The sequence below is a fragment of the Rhodococcus sp. 06-1460-1B genome (assembly GCF_002258475.1).
Classification (GTDB): domain Bacteria; phylum Actinomycetota; class Actinomycetes; order Mycobacteriales; family Mycobacteriaceae; genus Rhodococcoides; species Rhodococcoides fascians.
In genome coordinates, this window is sequence record NZ_NOYS01000019.1 from 248,673 (window position 1) to 265,284 (window position 16,612).

A 16,612-nucleotide genomic window follows, 5' to 3' on the forward strand; every position below is an offset into this window, starting at 1 on the left:
TCAGACCTCCGTGCCGAGCAAGACCGATGCGCCTCCATCGAGTTTCACAGTAGTCCCTGTGATAAATTTCGCGCTATCCGACAGTAAGAACTCAGTCAAAGCAGCGACTTCCTCGGCTGACCCGATGCGTCCAGCAGGGGTTCGCTCGTTAAGAAGCGATCGTCGCAATTCACCATTCTCCCATCGGGAGAACCCCTCCTCCAGCTTCGCCGTACTTATCGCACCGGGCGCGATGCTGTTGACGGTCACATCGGGTGCGAGATCAAGAGCGGCAGCCCTCGTCCACGCCTCTAACGCGCCCTTCGTAGCCGCGTATGGAGCCATGGAGCGGCTCGTCACGGTCGCGTGGACGCTAGACACCGCTACCACAGCTCCAGAACTTGAGCGGAGATCTGCCGAGAACCGCCCAACGAGGTAGTCGAGACTCACGATGTTGACTGCAAAGGACGTGAGCCAGTCGTCGTAAGACGCTGAACCAGCCGGCTTGGCAAATTGAACTGCAGCGCAGTGGACGATGCCGACAATTGTATAGCTCCGTTGTATGGTGTCCACTACATCGACGAGCCTTAACCGGTCAGCCAAGTCGACCCGAAATTCGCGATCAGTGTCTGAGGAGTAGGCGCTATCCAAGCCAACGACACAATGCTTTACGTTCTTTTCTAACTGTTCTCGAATCGATCCACCAATACCACCCGCAGCGCCCGTCAATAAGACAGCCCGGGTCTTCATTTCTTTGCCAGCTCCTCTAGCAGGATCTCAACGGCCCTCGCACTAGCCCGTTCAACTCCTTGACGGGTGTTCGATCCATTGTGCGCACCTAAGATTACGTTGGGAAGTGAACGCAGAACCGACTGTTCCGGTAGAGGTTCAATTTCATATACATCTAGCGCCGCGCCGGCAATCGCACCCTCAGACATCGCCTGCTCGAACGCCACAAGGTCTACGACTGGCCCGCGCCCTACATTGATTAGGTAACTGTCGGGTGCCAACAGTCTAACGGTCCTGTCGTTTATCAAGCCTATGGTATCCGGGGTCGCGGGACAGGTCAGCACCACAAATCTGCTGGTACTGAGTAGCTCCTCAAGCCCGATATTTTCCGCATAGCTCGATGTCGAGTAAGGGTCGTAACCTTTGACTTCCATTCCGAAAGCCTGAGCGCGTCGAGCAACAGCGTCGCCGATATGGCCAAGCCCCACTATACCGATTTGTTGGTTAGCAAGTGAGATCCCCTCAACTTTAGGCCAATCGCCTCCGACCACCGAATCGTGGATGAGCTGTGGCGATCGTGCAAGCATAAGCGCGTAGCAAATTGCCAAGTCGGCGACCTCATCGCCGAATACTCCGGGCGTGTTCCTCACGGTAACGCCGTGATCCTCCGCAGCCTGATGATCAACTGAGTCCATACCGATCCCCCAACGAATAAGCACCTGAAGGTCTTTTGCAGATTCGAAGAATTTCCGCGAAAGTTCATCATCGCCTGCAATGAGCCCCACCACATCGTCGGCATAACTGGATAGCTCACTTGCCGAGAATTGCTGCCCCCGCAGTTCCGGCACCACGAGCGTATAGCCAAGATCTTCAAGCCGATCACGATGCGCTGGTAACTCAACTTGCATCTGTTTACATGTGATCAGCAACTTCGACCCTGCCATCACTGCGCTCTCCGATTCTGTGCAATTTCGGCCGCGTGGACGAAATCTTCTTCGTTGTCAATATCAATGGTCTCAATTCCCGAGATGGAGAACATCATGGGACGCCGGCCAATCCTATTGTTATTTTCCCTCAACGACTGCGCGGAAAATATGTAAAGGCATGAGTTATCGAGAAACATCGGCTCAAGGTCTTGCGTTCTGGCCAGCACACTGGGGTCATGATTCAGTGGCCGCCCCGATGACGTCCAGAATCTACCCTGGAATTTTGTGACTCCAAACAGCGAATCGTATTCTTGCCCTGCGCTTTCGAAATCGACTATAGCGCGACCGATGGTGTCGGAAGATAGAAACGGGTTGGTTGAGTGGGTTTGCAAGTATAAGTCGGAACTGACCTGTGAAACTGTGTGAAGTAGTACGTCGTTCATTGGCGTTCCGCCGTCCCTCAAATGCTGCGGACGCTCGACTAGTTCGACACTCGGGAACTCTCGACGGCACTGGTCGACTATCGTGTCACTGTCAGTGTCAACCACGACGGTGCCTATTTGCGGCGTCGACAGAAGCGTTTTGACGATGTGGTGGAACAATGGCACTCCGCCAATGTCGCGGTAATTCTTCCCTGGAACACGCTCACTGTTATGACGCATTGGCACAATTGCGGTTACCTTAGTCATGTAAAGCCCTTTCTGTTTTCGATCTCTATTCGGGATACTCGATCAAGGTGTGATCACGGTCATTCTTTCCCCGTCGGATTATTTCGGAAGGGTAGTAGAATCGCTTCAACAAGTCGGTGGGCGGGCTTGCGGGGTCACGAAAACCCTGCCACGCGCCCCGAAACTGGGATACGCGAAACTTTGGAATTTCGACAATATTGTCGGCTAGTTGGCCTAGCCTGAACGCATGATAGTAATCGCTCAGGACGTTCTTTGCGGTAAGGGAGACAGCCTGAGTCCGTGATAATTCCTCACTGGCAAAGATTCTTTTATAAGCAATCGCTTCCCGTCTGTATCGATTTCTAATAGTCGCCCACGACTCCTCGTGAACGTGGAAGATAGGAGCCTCGGCGACATAAGATATTTTCGCGCCATCTGCTAGTGCTTTCTTCGCAAATGCAAGATCTTCGAGGCCGGTCAGACTCTCGTCGTATCCGTGCTTTTGCCACAAAGATGCCCGTACTGCTGCGCTTGCGTTATTACTGAACGGATGACCCTGATCCCAAATACTCTGGTTCGGGAACCACCTGTTCATTACCCGCGTCTCAGAAAACTTTGTTCTGTGGTCGCCCACCTGTCGCCCATAGCAAATGTCGGCGCCGTGCTTATCAAACGGCTCTGTCAGCAAGCGGAGATAGGTGTCGTACACAGGATAGACGTGCGCCGACATCATTACCAGCAGTTCCCCCGAGGCCGCCTCGCAGCCAATATTGAGGGCCCGGCCGAAAGAAAACTCCTCTTTTCTAATGTTTGCGACCCTGCATCCGGCATTCTTTGCGATATCGACAGTGTCGTCAGTGGAGCCGGAATCAACCAGAATTATTTCATCAGCCGGTTGGTCCTGCTGACTAAGTCCGTATAGCAACTTACCCAAGTGCGCACCCTCATTGAGCGCCCGAATTATCACAGACACCGATTTCATGCGCCGCATCCTTCCTGGCTGGATATGTGTTTAAATTCGACTAAATTCATCTTTTCCAAATCCTCCTACCGACTGAGGAGTGTTGAACTACGGATTTCGCGAATCGAATGTTTCCAATTGTGTATCGCCGCCACAGCCTGCGGGGCTCCCTGGCGAATCTATACAGCCACTCAAACCCACTCTTTTGAATAAAAGGCGGCGCTTCCGCTACCGTGCCTGCGACGAAATCAAAGGCCGCGCCGACACCTACGCATGGAATGTTGAGCCTGCTTGCCAACTCCACTGCAGCAAAGTCCTGTTTGGGGGTGCCCAAACCGATCCACAAAAGGTCCGGGTGACCGACTATCGCGCTTTCGACGTCGTCATAGAACTCGTCGTCTAGGGGTGCGAAGGGAGGAGCATAGGTACCAACGATGTCTGCGGCAGGATATTCTTGCTCCAGCTTTTGCGTAAGGAGATTCAAGGTGGTTTGTGTCGAACCAACCATGAAGTGCCTGACTCCTCGCATCTGACCGCGCTCTATTACGGTATTGAACAACGAAGGACCACGCACTCGTTGCGAGCTCGAACCACCTTGCGCGATCCGCATTAGCATGGCAACGGGTGCACCGTCCGGATAGTTCCTACCGACTCCTTGTAACAAGTCGAGATACATAGGGTTTTGATCGGCCACTGCGAGGCAGTACGCGTTCGTCAGTCTTACCGGGGTGGGGGTGTGAGTTAGGGCCATCTCAATGATGTCCTCCGCGGCGGCGACCAAATTAGTCCCTAAAAAAGGAACGCCGGCAACGTTGACGATAGCGGGTGTAGCATCTATGGCCACTCGTAATCTCCTGAGCGTGGATATAGTATCTGGAAGTGTCGACGATATGTTGGCTGCTATAACTGTGAGCCTTCCCGGGCAGCTTCTGCCCGAGCCGCTCAGCGTATAAGTTCGAGAACCACCGTATGGACCAATTCTCGGATACTAATGTTAACTACAATCCCCTTCCAAGATAGATCCAATCGTCGTCCAAGTTGGGTTTGCTGTTTAAGTTCGGAGGTCTCCTAAGTGCTCGCGATACCAATCCACCGTGGAAGCAATGCCTGCGGTGAGATCGATCTGGGGCTTCCAACCCGCACGCCGCAGCTTGTTTACGTCGAGTAGCTTCTGAGGCGTCCCATCTGGCTTGGAGGTGTCCCACTCGGTCTCGCCCTCGAAGCCGACTGCGGATGCGACAATACCGGCGATCTCCTTAATCGTCGCGTCCTCGCCGGTGCCCACGTTGACCTGATCAGGTCCGTCGTAGTGCTCAAGTAAGTGAATGCACGCGGCGGCCATGTCATCGACATGCAAGAACTCGCGTCTCGGAGAACCACTACCCCAGTTGGTTACCTTTTCGACACCATCTCTGCGGGCCTCGTCGTAGCGACGAATGAGCGCGGGCAAGACGTGCGAGCCCTTAGGAGAGAAGTTGTCGCCTGGGCCGTACAGATTGGTCGGCATGGCCGAGATCCACGGCAGGCCGTACTGCTTACGTACCGATTGAATCTGCAGGATGCCAGCGATCTTCGCGATGGCATAAGCATCGTTGGTCGGCTCAAGATGCCCGGTGAGGAGGTACTCCTCCTTGATCGGCTGCGGTGCCAACTTCGGATAGATGCACGACGACCCGAGGAACAACACACGCTGCACGTTCTGCGCCAACGCTGCGTCCAGCACGTTCACCTGAATACGGAGATTGTCCGAGAGGAAATCGACCGGGTACGTGCTGTTGGCCAAGATCCCGCCTACCTTGGCGGCTGCCAGCACCACCGTTGCCGGCTTAGTTTCCTCGAAGAACGTGAAGACCGCGTCACGGTCTTTGAGGTCCAACTCGGACGACGACCTTCCGATCAAGTTCGTGAATCCGCGCCCCTCCAGCTGACGCCAGATCGCCGATCCGACGAGCCCGCGGTGCCCGGCAACGTAGAACGACGCATCACGGTCGAGCGGACCGGGCGTGTAGTCGGATGCCCTCGACGCATCCGTCTCAGCGGTACTCATGCCCAATCCGGCAGTGCAGGGCGGTCGATCCACGGGCGACCTTCGTGTTCGAGGGCCGCGATATCGGCGTCGACCATGATTTTCGCCAGCTCAGGTGTGTGGACCGTCGCTTTCCAGCCGAGCTTGGCCTCTGCCTTGCTCGCGTCACCGATCAGAGCATCCACCTCGGTGGGACGCAGATAGCGCTCGTCGAATTTGACGTGCTTCTCCCAGTCCAAACCGGCTCGCTCGAAGGCGACGACGAGGAAGTCCTTCACCGAGAAGTTACCGCCGGTGGCCAACACGAAGTCGTCCGGCTCATCGACCTGCAGCATCCGCCACATGCCCTCGACGTACTCGGGTGCATAGCCCCAGTCGCGGATGGCGTCCAGATTGCCCATGTAGACGTTCTGCTCGAGTCCGGCCTTGATACGTGCGACAGCCCGGGTGATCTTGCGGGTGACGAATGTTTCACCGCGGCGGGGAGATTCGTGGTTGAACAGGATGCCGTTGACGGCGAAGATTCCGTACGCCTCGCGGTAGTTCTTGGTAACCCAGTATGCGTAGACCTTGGCTGCGCCGTACGGCGAGCGGGGGTAGAACGGGGTCTCTTCGTTCTGCGGGGGCGGAGTGGCGCCGAACATCTCGGAGCTCGACGCCTGATAGAAGCGGCATTGCAGGCCAGCGAGGCGTACTGCCTCGAGCAGGCGAATGGAGCCGACGCCGGTGGTGTTGCCGGTGTGCTCGGGTTCGTCGAAGCTGACGCGCACATGGGACTGAGCACCCAGGTTGTAAACCTCATCCGGCTGGATTTCGGTGAGCAAAGTGACCAGTCGCGCTCCGTCACTCAAGTCGCCGTAGTGCAGAAACAGCTTGGCGTCCTTGTCGTGTGGATCCTGGTACAGGTGATCGATGCGTGAGGTGTTGAAGGTGGACGACCGTCTGATGAGGCCGTGCACCTCGTAGCCCTTGCTCAGCAGCAGTTCCGCCAAGTACGAGCCATCCTGGCCGGTAATGCCGGTTATCAGTGCGCGTTTCATCTTTTCCACTCCTCTAATGCCCAGCACAGATCTGGCTTTGTAATGAACTTGGACATGCAGCTCAGTAAGCTCCGTCGCTTCCAGCTACGGCCTTCATGGTCTTGGCGATGATCAGCAGATCTCCTACCATCGACCAGTTCTCGACATACGAAAGATCAAGCCGGACAGTCTCTTCCCACGAAAGATCCGATCGCCCACTGACTTGCCACAGTCCGGTGACCCCGGGCTTGACCAACAGGCGCCGTCGAGCCTCGCCGTTGTAGGTCTCTACCTCGCGCCGAAGTGGCGGTCGAGGGCCCACGACGCTCATTTCGCGCTTTAGAACGTTGATGAACTGCGGAAGCTCATCGAGGCTGAAACGTCGCAAAATTTTGCCGACAGGTGTTACCCGCGGATCGTCACGCATCTTGAACAACACGCCACCGGCACCCTCGTTGCGGTCGAGAAGCTGCGCAACCTGCTGGTCCGCATCCACGGTCATGCTGCGGAACTTGATCATCGAGAACGGTTTGCCGTCGATACCCATCCGCTCCGACTTGTAGAGCACAGGTCCGCGACTCGTCGCTTTCACCGCGATCCCGACGGCAAGCAGAATCGGCGAGATCATCAAGAGAACGAGCGCCGCAAATGTCAGATCGAACGCGGTCTTACTGAAACGAGTTGCGCCGTTGTACTGGGGCTTCTCAACATGGATAAGAGGGAAGCCAGCCACTGGCCGCATCACCAAACGAGGGCCGGCCACATCAACCACGCCGGGCGCAACCACGAGGTCGACATCCTTCTTTTCCAGATCCCAGATCATCTTACGAATGCCCTTGTGGCCGAGGTGTTCGGTGGCTGTCACCGCAACAGTGTCGGCACCGCACTCGTCGATCGCCGCGAGGACGTCTCTCTCACTACCGAGCACCGGGATGTCGGCCCCCTCGACGTGGACGATCCCATCGATCGGCACCTCGTAACCGGGCATGCACATACCCACCACCGCATAGCCAGCGGACGGCGAGCGCTCGAAGGACTCTGCCATCGACACCGCAGCTCCGCGGCTTCCGACGATCAGAACCGATGTCTTGTACTTGTCATCGCTGCGAAGTCGAGTGACCACTTTTCGCCACAGCCACCTACTGACAAGCAAAGCCATCAACCCGACTGGCAGGGCTATGGCGAGATAGAGACGCGCAAACTCGATACGGAACAACAGCGAGACGATCGCGATGACACCAAAGAGCCGGAAGGTGGCCGACACGATGCGGCGATATTCCTCGGCTCCGTTACCGATGACGCGGGGTGACCGGGTTCGGAAAATAGCCAGGAACGCGATCCACAAGCCGGCAAGTGCGACGGACACGCCGGTGTAGATCGCAGAGTTGGTGAGGCCCGACATCTCGACGTCACCGAATCGCACTATCTGAGCGAGGCCGACGGACAGGACCACGGCCAGTATGTCGGTGACGCGAAGGCGGGCGATGTACTGCCGTTCCCACACATGCCTGGACGTGAGCTTGCGAGTCTTAGGGTCCTCGAGCCGGCGCGAGGAGCCCCAGAGTGAGCGTGGTGCAGCCCCGACAGATGCCACCTGCTCCCCTCCTTCTGCGCTACTGCGCCACCTCCGGTGGACGCTGGTCTGACATCCGAACCAATCCGGAATGCAACTGGTATCGAATTGAAATGGTCCCACGCTGCTATGCGAAGCACCACGCGAGCGGCGCAGATCACAGATAAATAACAGCGTCCGTTCGGTTTACCACACATACGCTGACGAGGCGAAACAGGTGGCTGGGACTTCCAAGGTGTAACCGCCGCGAGGTCCAAAAACGTTACACACGAGCACGATCGACGCACTTTGGTGATCACTCACAGTGTTCGGCGCTGTTTATCGGGTAATTTACCCGTCAATCGCGGCGTCGACCGCTTTTAACAAACGACAGCACTTGTCGTCGTGTGCAAAGCAAGGCGTTCGCCTCATATTACAGTGTGCGTGAATGCGAATTACAGATACCTGCAAGCACAACGGGCCGACAATTCATTCCATCGAATGAATTGTGCGATCGAAGTGCCTGGTCGCGCTCAGGGACGACCCAGGCCTCGGTAGTTCCACCCCGCCGCCCGCCACTGCTCCGGGTCCAAGCAGTTACGGCCATCGATCAGCTTCTTGCTGCGCACCACGCCGTCCAGGTCGCTGGGAACCAGGGCCTTGAACTCTTTCCACTCCGTCAGAACCAACACCACATCGGCACCCTCGCAGGCCTCGAGAGCGGTGTTGTTGTACGCCAGCGTGGGGAACAGCGCCCTGGAGTTCTCCATCGCCTTCGGGTCGTACACGTTGACCGTGGCACCCTGGAGCTGGATTTGACCGGCCACGTTCAGTGCCGGTGAATCACGAACGTCGTCGGAGTCGGGCTTGAAGGCCGCGCCCAGCACTGCCACCCGCGCACCGAGCAGCGAGCCGCACGCCTCCCGCGCCAACTCGACCATGCGGGTGCGTCGTCGCATGTTGATGTTGTCGACCTCGCGGAGGAACGTCAGCGCCTGATCGGCACCGAGCTCGCCGGCCCTGGCCATGAACGCGCGGATGTCCTTGGGCAGGCAGCCACCGCCGAAGCCGATGCCGGCGTTGAGGAACTTGCGACCGATGCGCTCGTCGTGGCCGATGGCGTCGGCGAGGACGGTCACGTCTGCTCCGGCCGCCTCACATACTTCGGCAATCGCATTGATAAACGAGATCTTGGTGGCCAGGAAGGCATTGGCAGAGGCCTTGACCAGCTCGGCCGTGGCCAAGTCGGTCACCAGGAAAGGGATCTGCTCGTCGAGCAGCTGCGCGTAAACCTCGCGGGCCAGCTCCTCCGCCCTGCCTGGCCGCTGACGATCGACACCCAGCACCAGACGGTCCGGGCGCAGAGTGTCTGTGACGGCATAGCCCTCGCGCAAGAACTCGGGGTTCCAGGCAACCTCGACGCCATCGCCGGCCGGGGCTAGTTCGCGGGCCATGCTGCCGAGCCGCTCGGCGGTGCCGACGGGAACTGTGGACTTACCGAAAATCACGGCCGGCTTGGTCAGCAACGGTGCGAGCGTCTCGATAACTGAGTCGACGTACTTCATGTCGGCGGCGTACTCGCCCCGTCGCTGAGGAGTTCCCACACCCAAGAAATGCACCTCGGCGAATTCGGCAGCTTCTGCGTAAGACGACGTGAAGCGAAGACGGCCGGCAGCGATGTTGCGCTGCAGAACCTCTGTCAACCCGGGCTCCCAGAATGGCACCTCACCGGATTCCAGCTTGCGGAGTTTGGACTCGTCGACGTCGACTCCCAGGACGTCGTGTCCCAGCTCTGCCATACACGCTGCGTGGGTAGCGCCCAGGTACCCGGTTCCGAACACTGTGATGCGCATACGTCGGCAATCTCCTCGGTCTCGAACGCAACCCTGACGGTTCCGCAGTATCGGGTCGACATTGTGAGCGCCCAAAGACAACTTCCGGACAATACCGGCTGAATGACAAATGAGCGTTGAGAAGTTACCCGGGAGCCCGGTAGCCAAACTGAGCGACTGTCAGAGAGACACGAACATAACGGAACAACAGTGGGGCCAATCCATCCAGCGCCGTCAGTACGCGCCTTCACTCTTGGCGACCGCGACAGCTGTCTTCGCGATGATGAGCAAATCGCCTGTCATGGACCAGTTCTCGACGTACGAGAGATCCAGACGGACGCTCTCTTCCCACGACAGATCAGATCGGCCACTCACCTGCCACAGGCCAGTGATGCCCGGCTTGACCAGCAACCGTCGCCGCACTTCGCCGTCGTACGTTTCGACTTCACTGCGCAGTGGCGGCCGCGGACCCACCACACTCATCTCGCGCGTGAGGACGTTGACGAACTGCGGAAGCTCGTCGAGGCTGTATTTGCGCATCACCTTGCCGACGGATGTGACGCGGGGGTCGTCGCGCATCTTGAACAGCACGCCCGCACCCTCGTTGAGGGCAGCGAGATCCTGCACCCGCTTGTCTGCATCCTGAACCATGCTGCGGAACTTGATCATCTGGAACGGCTTGCCGTCCATACCCATTCGCTCGGACCTGTAGAAAATCGAGCCCTTGCTGGTGAACTTGATGATCACGGCGAGGGTGAGCAGAATCGGCGAGATCAACAGCAACACCGACGCGGCGAAGACGAGGTCGAAGGCCGTCTTCCCGAATTTTTTGGCCCCGTTGTACTGCGGCTTCTCGACGTGGATGAGCGGGAAGTCCGATACCGGCCGCATCACCAGGCGCGGGCCGGCGACATCCATGACGCCGGGAGAAACGACGAGATCGACCTTCTTCTTCTCGAGGTCCCACACCATCTTTCGGAGCCCGTGATGGCCGATGTGCTCGGTTGCCGTCACTGCGACGGTGTCTGCGCCGGAGACTTCGATTGCCTCGACGACACTGTGCTCGTCCCCCAGCACCGGAATGTCGATGCCGTCGATGGTGAAGGACGCGGCGCTGCTGGGCTCGTAGTTGGGCAGGCAGATGCCGACCACGCTGTAACCCGCTCCGGGCGAACGCTCGAACGACCGAGCCATCGACAACGCCGAGCTCCGACTTCCGACGATGAGCACCGCCGTCTGATACTCACCGCGCGCACGCTTGCGAGCGACCACCTTGCGCCATCCCCATCGACTCAGCAGCAACCCGATCAGGCCGACGGGAAATGCGATGGCGAGGTACAGACGCGCGATGTCGAAGCGAAACAGCAGAGACAGAATTGCCACGGTGCCGAAGAGGCGGAACGTGGCCGAGATGATGCGTCGATACTCTTCCGAGCCATTGCCGATGACCCGAGGGGAACGGGTGCGGAAGATGGCGAGGAACGTCGGCCACAGAAGAGCGAGGGCACCCGATACGCCGATGTAGCCGGCAATCGACCATGGATTGCGAAAGTCGATCTCACCGAAACGGATGATCTGCGCAACCGTCACGGCGAGGAGCACCACGAGCGTGTCGGTGATGCGCAGTCCATCGATGTAGTGCGACTCCCACTCGCGACGGGAGGTCACCTTGCGCAACCGCCGAGCGTCGCGTCGAGACACGACCGATCCCAGCGCGCCCGAGCCGCTGATCGCCAACTGATTCCCCTATGCATCCGCTGTATCGCGCCCTGCGCGATCGACACGACTGCGTGCCACCCCACGGAGCAGACTAGCTGGTCCTACTTGCTTTGTCCTGATGAAGATCGGCAGGTAGACGCAGGTCGTTACATGTTTTTGCGGGATTGCCTCGACGTGTCCGCTACGTTGCAAACGGCTCTCGGAACTCCCCCTCGGGAGGTTCCCGCCCATTCATTAGCTCCGAATCGTCAGATCGAAGTCAAGGGTTGTCGGTCGAACGTCGGACCGATACCGAGGTGCTAGCGTGTGGCGACTTCGGGGGGAGCGTTGTGAGTCTGAAAATGCGTCTACTGCGCGTCGCGGCGTTACTGGGACTGTTCTTGGCGGTCGGCTACCTGCTGCCCAAGCTCGGCCCACAAGCACCGAACTCGTACCAGGGCGTCACCGCGCCGACGTCGGAGGCAGCCACAACGCTGCCGCCGACGGGAACCACGACTGCCTCGAAGCCTCCGCCAGGATTTCCATCCATGGAATTTGCTCCCCCGGAGAACGACGTTCCTGACGGCGACCCGATCCCCATCGACACCAAATACGGCATCCGCTACACAGTGCCGGGAGACTGGCAATTCCAGCGGGGTGGGGTTATGGGGTGGGAGAACGACGAGGAGTCACTGCGCTTCGGCGACTTCGCGGAGTTCGAATACGAATACTGTCCCGAGTTTCGGGACGGAGTCTCGAAGGCAAGCACCGGAATCACCGGCCGTAGCGGAGTGGACGTACAGACTGCGGCGTTGGAAGTGAGTCGTCGAACTGACATCATTTTTCGGCGGGCCCCCGACGACGACGCCGTTATTCAGTACTCGGAGCCCGTCAACCTGCAGATCAATGGCGCACCGGCGGTTCGGTACACCGTCACTGCATCGAATCTACTGCAAGAGTACGACTGCGATCCACCAGCGGCATCCATCGACATTGTTGCAATGCAGGGTTTTTCGAATGCGACCGTCGCCGTGTTCATGGTCTTGGCCGAACAACAGACAGACCGGTCGATCTCGCGCGGCACGATCGACGACATCATTGCCAGCCTTCGTCGAACGCCAGGGGATTGAGGATTCGCATGGACGCCGGTGATGTTCCTGCGGCAGATGTACGCCGCCGGGGCAGCCGGATTCATGGGGAGCCTGAACGAGGCGTCGACCCTGCCCTACATCGGGCCGGTCTTCGTGCATTCGTTACGTGACTCTGGAACCGACCCCGCCGATGCCGAGCAGAACTTTGGACTGCTGCGGGCGGACTTCACCCACAAGCCGGCATTCGACGTGGTGCGGGGTCGTAGCGCTGCAACTCTCGCTCCACTCTGGGGCCGATGTCGCGGAATCCCCGCTGCTGAACCGTCGAGTGGAGCGTTCTGTGCGACTACTCTTTCGGCATGCGTCGCGTCGGATCGTCACTACTTCTGATGGGCGTCGCAGTCGCGGCCGCATGGGCGTGTACCAACCTGAACCCATTGGCCGACCGCGTCTCCTACCGTCCCCCGACGGCGAAGATTGTCTCCGCCCCTGATTGTCTGGACGGGAACATCTACACCGCACTGACCGGCTCTGGGCCGTGGGATCCGGCGTTGACGTCCGATGCTCCGGATCCGGGTTACCCGCCAAGGAACTTCGAGCCGGTTGCGGTGCTGCGATGCGAGCGAGGCATCGACGAGTCCGGGATTCAGACGGTGGACTCGGTACGACTCGAAGGCAACATCGATGCCGTCGACGCCTCATTTTCGGTTGATTCCGAACGCTTCCCCGACAATGTCGTGGCATCGTGCGTCTACGACATGATCCCACCGGCTGGTCTGTGGTTCGTCGACGATGCCGGCGAGGCATTCCGCCCTGCGTGGCCTGCGAGTCCGTGCGGTCTGCAGAACGCACCGGTCGAAGCACTCGCCGATCTCACCGAAGTATCCCGCTCCTCACACTCCACGGGCTACGACGACAGATACAGCACAACCTGCCAACGCAGCTCTTACGGAGTGGGATTCGACCACACGACACCCGAGCAAGTGGATGCCGCCAAGGAACGCGATGCTCTGGTGGTTCCCTCCTTGGTGATGCCGATAGACGACGTGGACCGGCTGCAGTTGTGCACGGTCGCCAAAACGACTGCGGAACCGCCAGTCGAAGCGGTCGGGTCTCTGACAACAATGAGCCGATCGGACAGCGCTCGGCTTGTCAGGTCGGTGGCGGACGCGCCAATTGCGCCGGCGTGCAATCAGACCAGTACCCGTATTGCATCGACCGAATTGCACAGGCCCGACGGATCGGGCCGCTCCTTCGTATCCTTCGAGCTCGATGGTTGCCAACGCGCCTCGGGATTCGGATACTACCGCACAATCCCGGCGGAGGCCATGGCCGCGCTGACCCGTACCGGGTGAGCGGTGCCGGTCAGTGCACTGTGCGCTCCACTCTGAGGCCCGTGTCGCGGAATCCCCGCTGCTGAACCGTCGAGTGGAGCGTCCTGTGCAATCGAAGGGCATGGCAGTGAGTCCAAAGGATGCGCTCCACACGTCGCGGTGAGCAATTAGGCTGTGTCCGAACTCTTTTCTGCCGAGTCGACGGCTCGACGCCGTGGCGCGCGACCTGGAGTGCTTGCGGGTCGGCCGCAAGGGCACCTGAAGTGGTCACCTCCAGGTGGGACAATTTTTGAAGGATCTCAATGCGTGAAGCAAATGGATGACGCTGCCGTGGCGCGCCTAGACATCGCATGTCTGCAGCCGAGTGCGATGACGGTGTAGGCGTGCCATGCATATTCCGGTGTCCTGCGCCGGTTGAACTCGCCTGAGTGAGCATCGCCCCGGGCGGCACTGATCGCGGCCATGACGACGACCTTCGCTGTCGCAGGTCGTGGCTTCGCCTGTCAGCCAACGACATTTGGATCGAGACCGGCTCAGGACAGGTCCGATCGCGGGTCGCGTTGCCGGAATCGACTCGGCGCGAGCCCGGACCAACGTTTGAACGCGACACTGAAAGCACTCTCGGACCGGTAGCCGAGCTGCGTTGCGAGTTCGGTTACCGATGACGATCCATCGTCCAGCGACCGTTCGGCCAAGCGCATTCGCCACCTGAACAGATAGGTGAGAGGAGGAACGCCGGCGGTCGTGGTGAACCGGTGGGCGAAGCTGCTCCGCGACATCGCGCACGCCGCAGCAAGTTCGGAGATATGCCAATCTCTGCCCACATCGGCGTGCATGAGCTGCAATGCCGGACGCAACCGGTCATCGGCGGCGGCACGGACCCACCCTGATGGCAGCTCATCCGCCGCTGCCACCCATGCCCGAAGAACCTGCACCAACAGCAACTGCGTCAGCTGAGCCGAGGCAGCCGTGCGACCAGCGCGTTCGTGGGCGAATTCGTCGAAGAGCTCCTCGAGGACCCAGGCCGCAGTCGTCGCCTCGCGCGCTCGACCGTGTAGATGCAGGACGGGTGGGATTGCGTCTCGAAGGAAGTCGTCGGCGGCGTCGAACAACTCGATGTGCGCGGTGACGCAAACGTGGTCGGCGTCGCGATCGATCGGATGAACCGGGTCGTTCTCCCGCAGCTGTACCGGCGATTCATGCAGATCGCTTCCCATGTCGAAAGACGTGCGGCCGTCCACCACCAGAACCTCGCCCGCGTCGACCCTCAGGTCTGCTGGTTCGGAGTCGAGCCGAAACCACAGGGACCCGCGGATGACCCCCAGAATTTTGATCCGTCCCGGGGCCGGGGACCGTACTGCCCACGCACCTGATCCGGAGATACCGCCGGACAGCACGCATCGCGCGTGGGAGATCCGGAGAAGATCGGACATGAGATCCATACACACAATCTAGGACTCTGGCGAAGGTATTGCGGCGTCTCGATGATTCACAATCCAAAGTCTTGACGTCAGACTGGACAGGACCCACTTCTCGCCGATTCGAGCTGCGGCGGGCAGGCACACAGCGCGCCTGACGGTCATCCATCCAGCTCACCGAACAATCGGAGTTCCCCATGGCCTTCACTGTCATCCTGCACGCCCAAGCCAAACCCGGCCGCAGTCACGATGTCGTCGACTTCTACCGCGAGACCTTGGCCGCCACCCGCTCACGGCCCGGCTGCATCGGCGTACGGGTGGTGCGCAGCGCCGACGACGACACCGCATTCGCACTGATCGAGCAATGGGACGACAAACGCGACCAAGAGGCCTATGCCGCATGGCGAGCCGAGACCGGCGGCGAGGTCATGGCGCAATTCGGCGAACTACTCGCCGCACCTCTCAGGATCGAGTTCTACGAAGAGATCAACGCCTGAGCTCGAATCCGCCGGCTCACCGGCATCGGGTTCCCATGCCCGAAACCATCCACAGCAACCGAGCCGACACCACCGCTGACCGTAGGAAAAGGATCCATTGTGCGCATTGTCATCTTCGGAGCCACCGGCATGATCGGGCAAGGAGTACTGGAAGCCTGCCTGCGTGACGAGCAGGTCACCGATGTTCTCGCCGTAGGCCGTACACCCACCGGTCGCGCCCACCTCAAGCTCCGCGAACTTGCCCACGATGACTTCGCCGACTTCACCACCGTTCAGAACGATCTGGTCGGGTTCGACGCCTGCTTCTACTGTCTGGGCACCTCTGCCTTCAAGATGAGTGAGACGCAGTACCGCCGGGTCTCCTACGACTTCCCCCTGGCCGCCGCCCGGGCACTGCTGACCACCGATCCCGATCTCGTCTTTACCTACGTCTCCGGCGTCGGCACCGACAGCACTGGCACGACCCGCATGATGTGGGCGCGCGTCAAGGGCGAGACGGAGAACGCTCTGCTGGCACTGTCACCACGCGCATACATGTTCCGCCCCGCGTTCGTCCTCCCTCTGCCCGGTACAACATCGAAGACTGCGTTGTACGTCGTGCTGTACAAGGTGCTCGGCCCGCTCTACCCCGTGCTGCGGAGAATCGCCCCACGCTACGTCACCACGAGCCTGCAACTGGGTCACGCGATGATCCGAACCGCAGGCGGCGGCATGCCCCGTCATGTGTTGGCCACGGCCCACATCAACCAACTCGCGGCCTCCTGACGCTCACTTAAAAGTCCGCATGGGCGGGCTGCGGCGCAGAATGCGAGCAGCAAACCTATTCGGGTGGAGTCCGATCCATCGTCCCTTTCGGTTAGCGACGACTCGTCCTCACTCCTG

General features: G+C 59.5%; 16 protein-coding genes. 5 read left to right on the top strand and 11 right to left on the bottom strand.

Translation table 11 applies throughout. The annotated features are described in order from the left end of the window. From CH268_RS09325 to CH268_RS09370, 10 genes are all read right to left on the bottom strand, one after another. On the bottom strand, nucleotides 1-729 hold the full coding sequence (locus CH268_RS09325; RefSeq protein WP_094663517.1) for an SDR family oxidoreductase: 729 nt from the start codon (nucleotides 727-729) through the stop codon (nucleotides 1-3). Beyond that, entirely contained in the window at nucleotides 726-1,652 is a 927-nt protein-coding gene (locus tag CH268_RS09330) for a phosphoglycerate dehydrogenase (protein WP_255182328.1), read from the bottom strand. The genes CH268_RS09325 and CH268_RS09330 overlap by 4 nt, the downstream gene beginning before the upstream one ends. After that, a complete protein-coding gene (locus CH268_RS09335; protein ID WP_094663519.1) occupies nucleotides 1,652-2,323 on the bottom strand; it encodes an acylneuraminate cytidylyltransferase family protein in 672 nt (223 codons plus the stop codon). Before CH268_RS09335 ends, CH268_RS09330 begins: the two co-directional genes overlap by 1 nt. Before the next feature lie 25 nt (nucleotides 2,324-2,348). Then, a complete protein-coding gene (locus CH268_RS09340) occupies nucleotides 2,349-3,284 on the bottom strand; it encodes a glycosyltransferase family 2 protein (protein WP_255182329.1) in 936 nt (311 codons plus the stop codon). 46 nt (nucleotides 3,285-3,330) lie between these two features. Further along, a complete protein-coding gene (locus CH268_RS09345) occupies nucleotides 3,331-4,107 on the bottom strand; it encodes a WecB/TagA/CpsF family glycosyltransferase (RefSeq protein WP_141215118.1) in 777 nt (258 codons plus the stop codon). A 207-nt stretch (nucleotides 4,108-4,314) separates the two neighbouring features. Beyond that, entirely contained in the window at nucleotides 4,315-5,310 is a 996-nt protein-coding gene (locus CH268_RS09350) for a GDP-L-fucose synthase family protein (RefSeq protein ID WP_094663525.1), read from the bottom strand. After that, nucleotides 5,307-6,329 carry a GDP-mannose 4,6-dehydratase gene (gene gmd / locus CH268_RS09355; RefSeq protein ID WP_037147620.1) on the bottom strand — a complete coding sequence of 341 codons (1,023 nt, stop codon included), beginning with the start codon at nucleotides 6,327-6,329 and terminating at the stop codon, nucleotides 5,307-5,309. Before gmd ends, CH268_RS09350 begins: the two co-directional genes overlap by 4 nt. A 61-nt stretch (nucleotides 6,330-6,390) precedes the next feature. Then, nucleotides 6,391-7,902: a sugar transferase gene (locus tag CH268_RS09360; protein ID WP_094663527.1), complete on the bottom strand. Its 1,512-nt coding sequence runs from the start codon at nucleotides 7,900-7,902 to the stop codon at nucleotides 6,391-6,393. A 491-nt stretch (nucleotides 7,903-8,393) separates the two neighbouring features. After that, a complete protein-coding gene (locus CH268_RS09365) occupies nucleotides 8,394-9,713 on the bottom strand; it encodes a UDP-glucose dehydrogenase family protein (protein WP_094663529.1) in 1,320 nt (439 codons plus the stop codon). 213 nt (nucleotides 9,714-9,926) lie between these two features. Further along, the gene (locus CH268_RS09370; RefSeq protein WP_255182330.1) at nucleotides 9,927-11,393 is read right to left on the bottom strand and encodes a sugar transferase; all 1,467 of its coding nucleotides are present in this window, start codon (nucleotides 11,391-11,393) and stop codon (nucleotides 9,927-9,929) included. Between the two features lie 347 nt (nucleotides 11,394-11,740). On the opposite strand from CH268_RS09370, the gene CH268_RS28180 reads away from it, so the two are divergent. From CH268_RS28180 to CH268_RS09385, 3 genes are read left to right on the top strand one after another with little or no spacing between them, the layout of a single operon-like run. After that, on the top strand, nucleotides 11,741-12,520 hold the full coding sequence (locus tag CH268_RS28180) for a hypothetical protein (protein ID WP_255182331.1): 780 nt from the start codon (nucleotides 11,741-11,743) through the stop codon (nucleotides 12,518-12,520). 21 nt (nucleotides 12,521-12,541) lie between these two features. Further along, nucleotides 12,542-12,871, top strand: a complete 330-nt coding sequence (locus tag CH268_RS09380; protein WP_141215119.1) for a hypothetical protein — start codon at nucleotides 12,542-12,544, stop codon at nucleotides 12,869-12,871. Next, nucleotides 12,841-13,836: a hypothetical protein gene (locus CH268_RS09385; protein ID WP_255182332.1), complete on the top strand. Its 996-nt coding sequence runs from the start codon at nucleotides 12,841-12,843 to the stop codon at nucleotides 13,834-13,836. Before CH268_RS09380 ends, CH268_RS09385 begins: the two co-directional genes overlap by 31 nt. 512 nt (nucleotides 13,837-14,348) lie before the next feature. On the opposite strand, the gene CH268_RS09390 is transcribed toward CH268_RS09385, so the two are convergent. Then, nucleotides 14,349-15,257 (bottom strand): AraC family transcriptional regulator, encoded by a 909-nt coding sequence (locus CH268_RS09390; RefSeq protein ID WP_032392177.1) that lies wholly within the window; start codon nucleotides 15,255-15,257, stop codon nucleotides 14,349-14,351. 173 nt (nucleotides 15,258-15,430) lie between these two features. On the opposite strand from CH268_RS09390, the gene CH268_RS09395 reads away from it, so the two are divergent. Next, on the top strand, nucleotides 15,431-15,730 hold the full coding sequence (locus tag CH268_RS09395) for a putative quinol monooxygenase (protein WP_032406119.1): 300 nt from the start codon (nucleotides 15,431-15,433) through the stop codon (nucleotides 15,728-15,730). 99 nt (nucleotides 15,731-15,829) lie between these two features. Then, nucleotides 15,830-16,495, top strand: a complete 666-nt coding sequence (locus CH268_RS09400; RefSeq protein WP_094663531.1) for an epimerase — start codon at nucleotides 15,830-15,832, stop codon at nucleotides 16,493-16,495. Nucleotides 16,496-16,612: the final 117 nt, after the last annotated feature.

What these genes read in the sequence shown, in the direction of transcription:
- CH268_RS09395 (WP_032406119.1), top strand. Translation starts at nt 15,431, where the DNA reads ATGGCCTTCACTGTCATCCTGCACGCCCAAGCCAAACCCGGCCGCAGT.
- gmd (WP_037147620.1), bottom strand. Translation starts at nt 6,329, where the DNA reads ATGAAACGCGCACTGATAACCGGCATTACCGGCCAGGATGGCTCGTAC.
- CH268_RS09380 (WP_141215119.1), top strand. Translation starts at nt 12,542, where the DNA reads ATGTTCCTGCGGCAGATGTACGCCGCCGGGGCAGCCGGATTCATGGGG.
- CH268_RS09325 (WP_094663517.1), bottom strand. Translation starts at nt 729, where the DNA reads ATGAAGACCCGGGCTGTCTTATTGACGGGCGCTGCGGGTGGTATTGGT.
- CH268_RS09390 (WP_032392177.1), bottom strand. Translation starts at nt 15,257, where the DNA reads ATGGATCTCATGTCCGATCTTCTCCGGATCTCCCACGCGCGATGCGTG.
- CH268_RS09350 (WP_094663525.1), bottom strand. Translation starts at nt 5,310, where the DNA reads ATGAGTACCGCTGAGACGGATGCGTCGAGGGCATCCGACTACACGCCC.
- CH268_RS09365 (WP_094663529.1), bottom strand. Translation starts at nt 9,713, where the DNA reads ATGCGCATCACAGTGTTCGGAACCGGGTACCTGGGCGCTACCCACGCA.
- CH268_RS09335 (WP_094663519.1), bottom strand. Translation starts at nt 2,323, where the DNA reads ATGACTAAGGTAACCGCAATTGTGCCAATGCGTCATAACAGTGAGCGT.
- CH268_RS09330 (WP_255182328.1), bottom strand. Translation starts at nt 1,652, where the DNA reads ATGGCAGGGTCGAAGTTGCTGATCACATGTAAACAGATGCAAGTTGAG.
- CH268_RS09340 (WP_255182329.1), bottom strand. Translation starts at nt 3,284, where the DNA reads ATGAAATCGGTGTCTGTGATAATTCGGGCGCTCAATGAGGGTGCGCAC.
- CH268_RS09385 (WP_255182332.1), top strand. Translation starts at nt 12,841, where the DNA reads ATGCGTCGCGTCGGATCGTCACTACTTCTGATGGGCGTCGCAGTCGCG.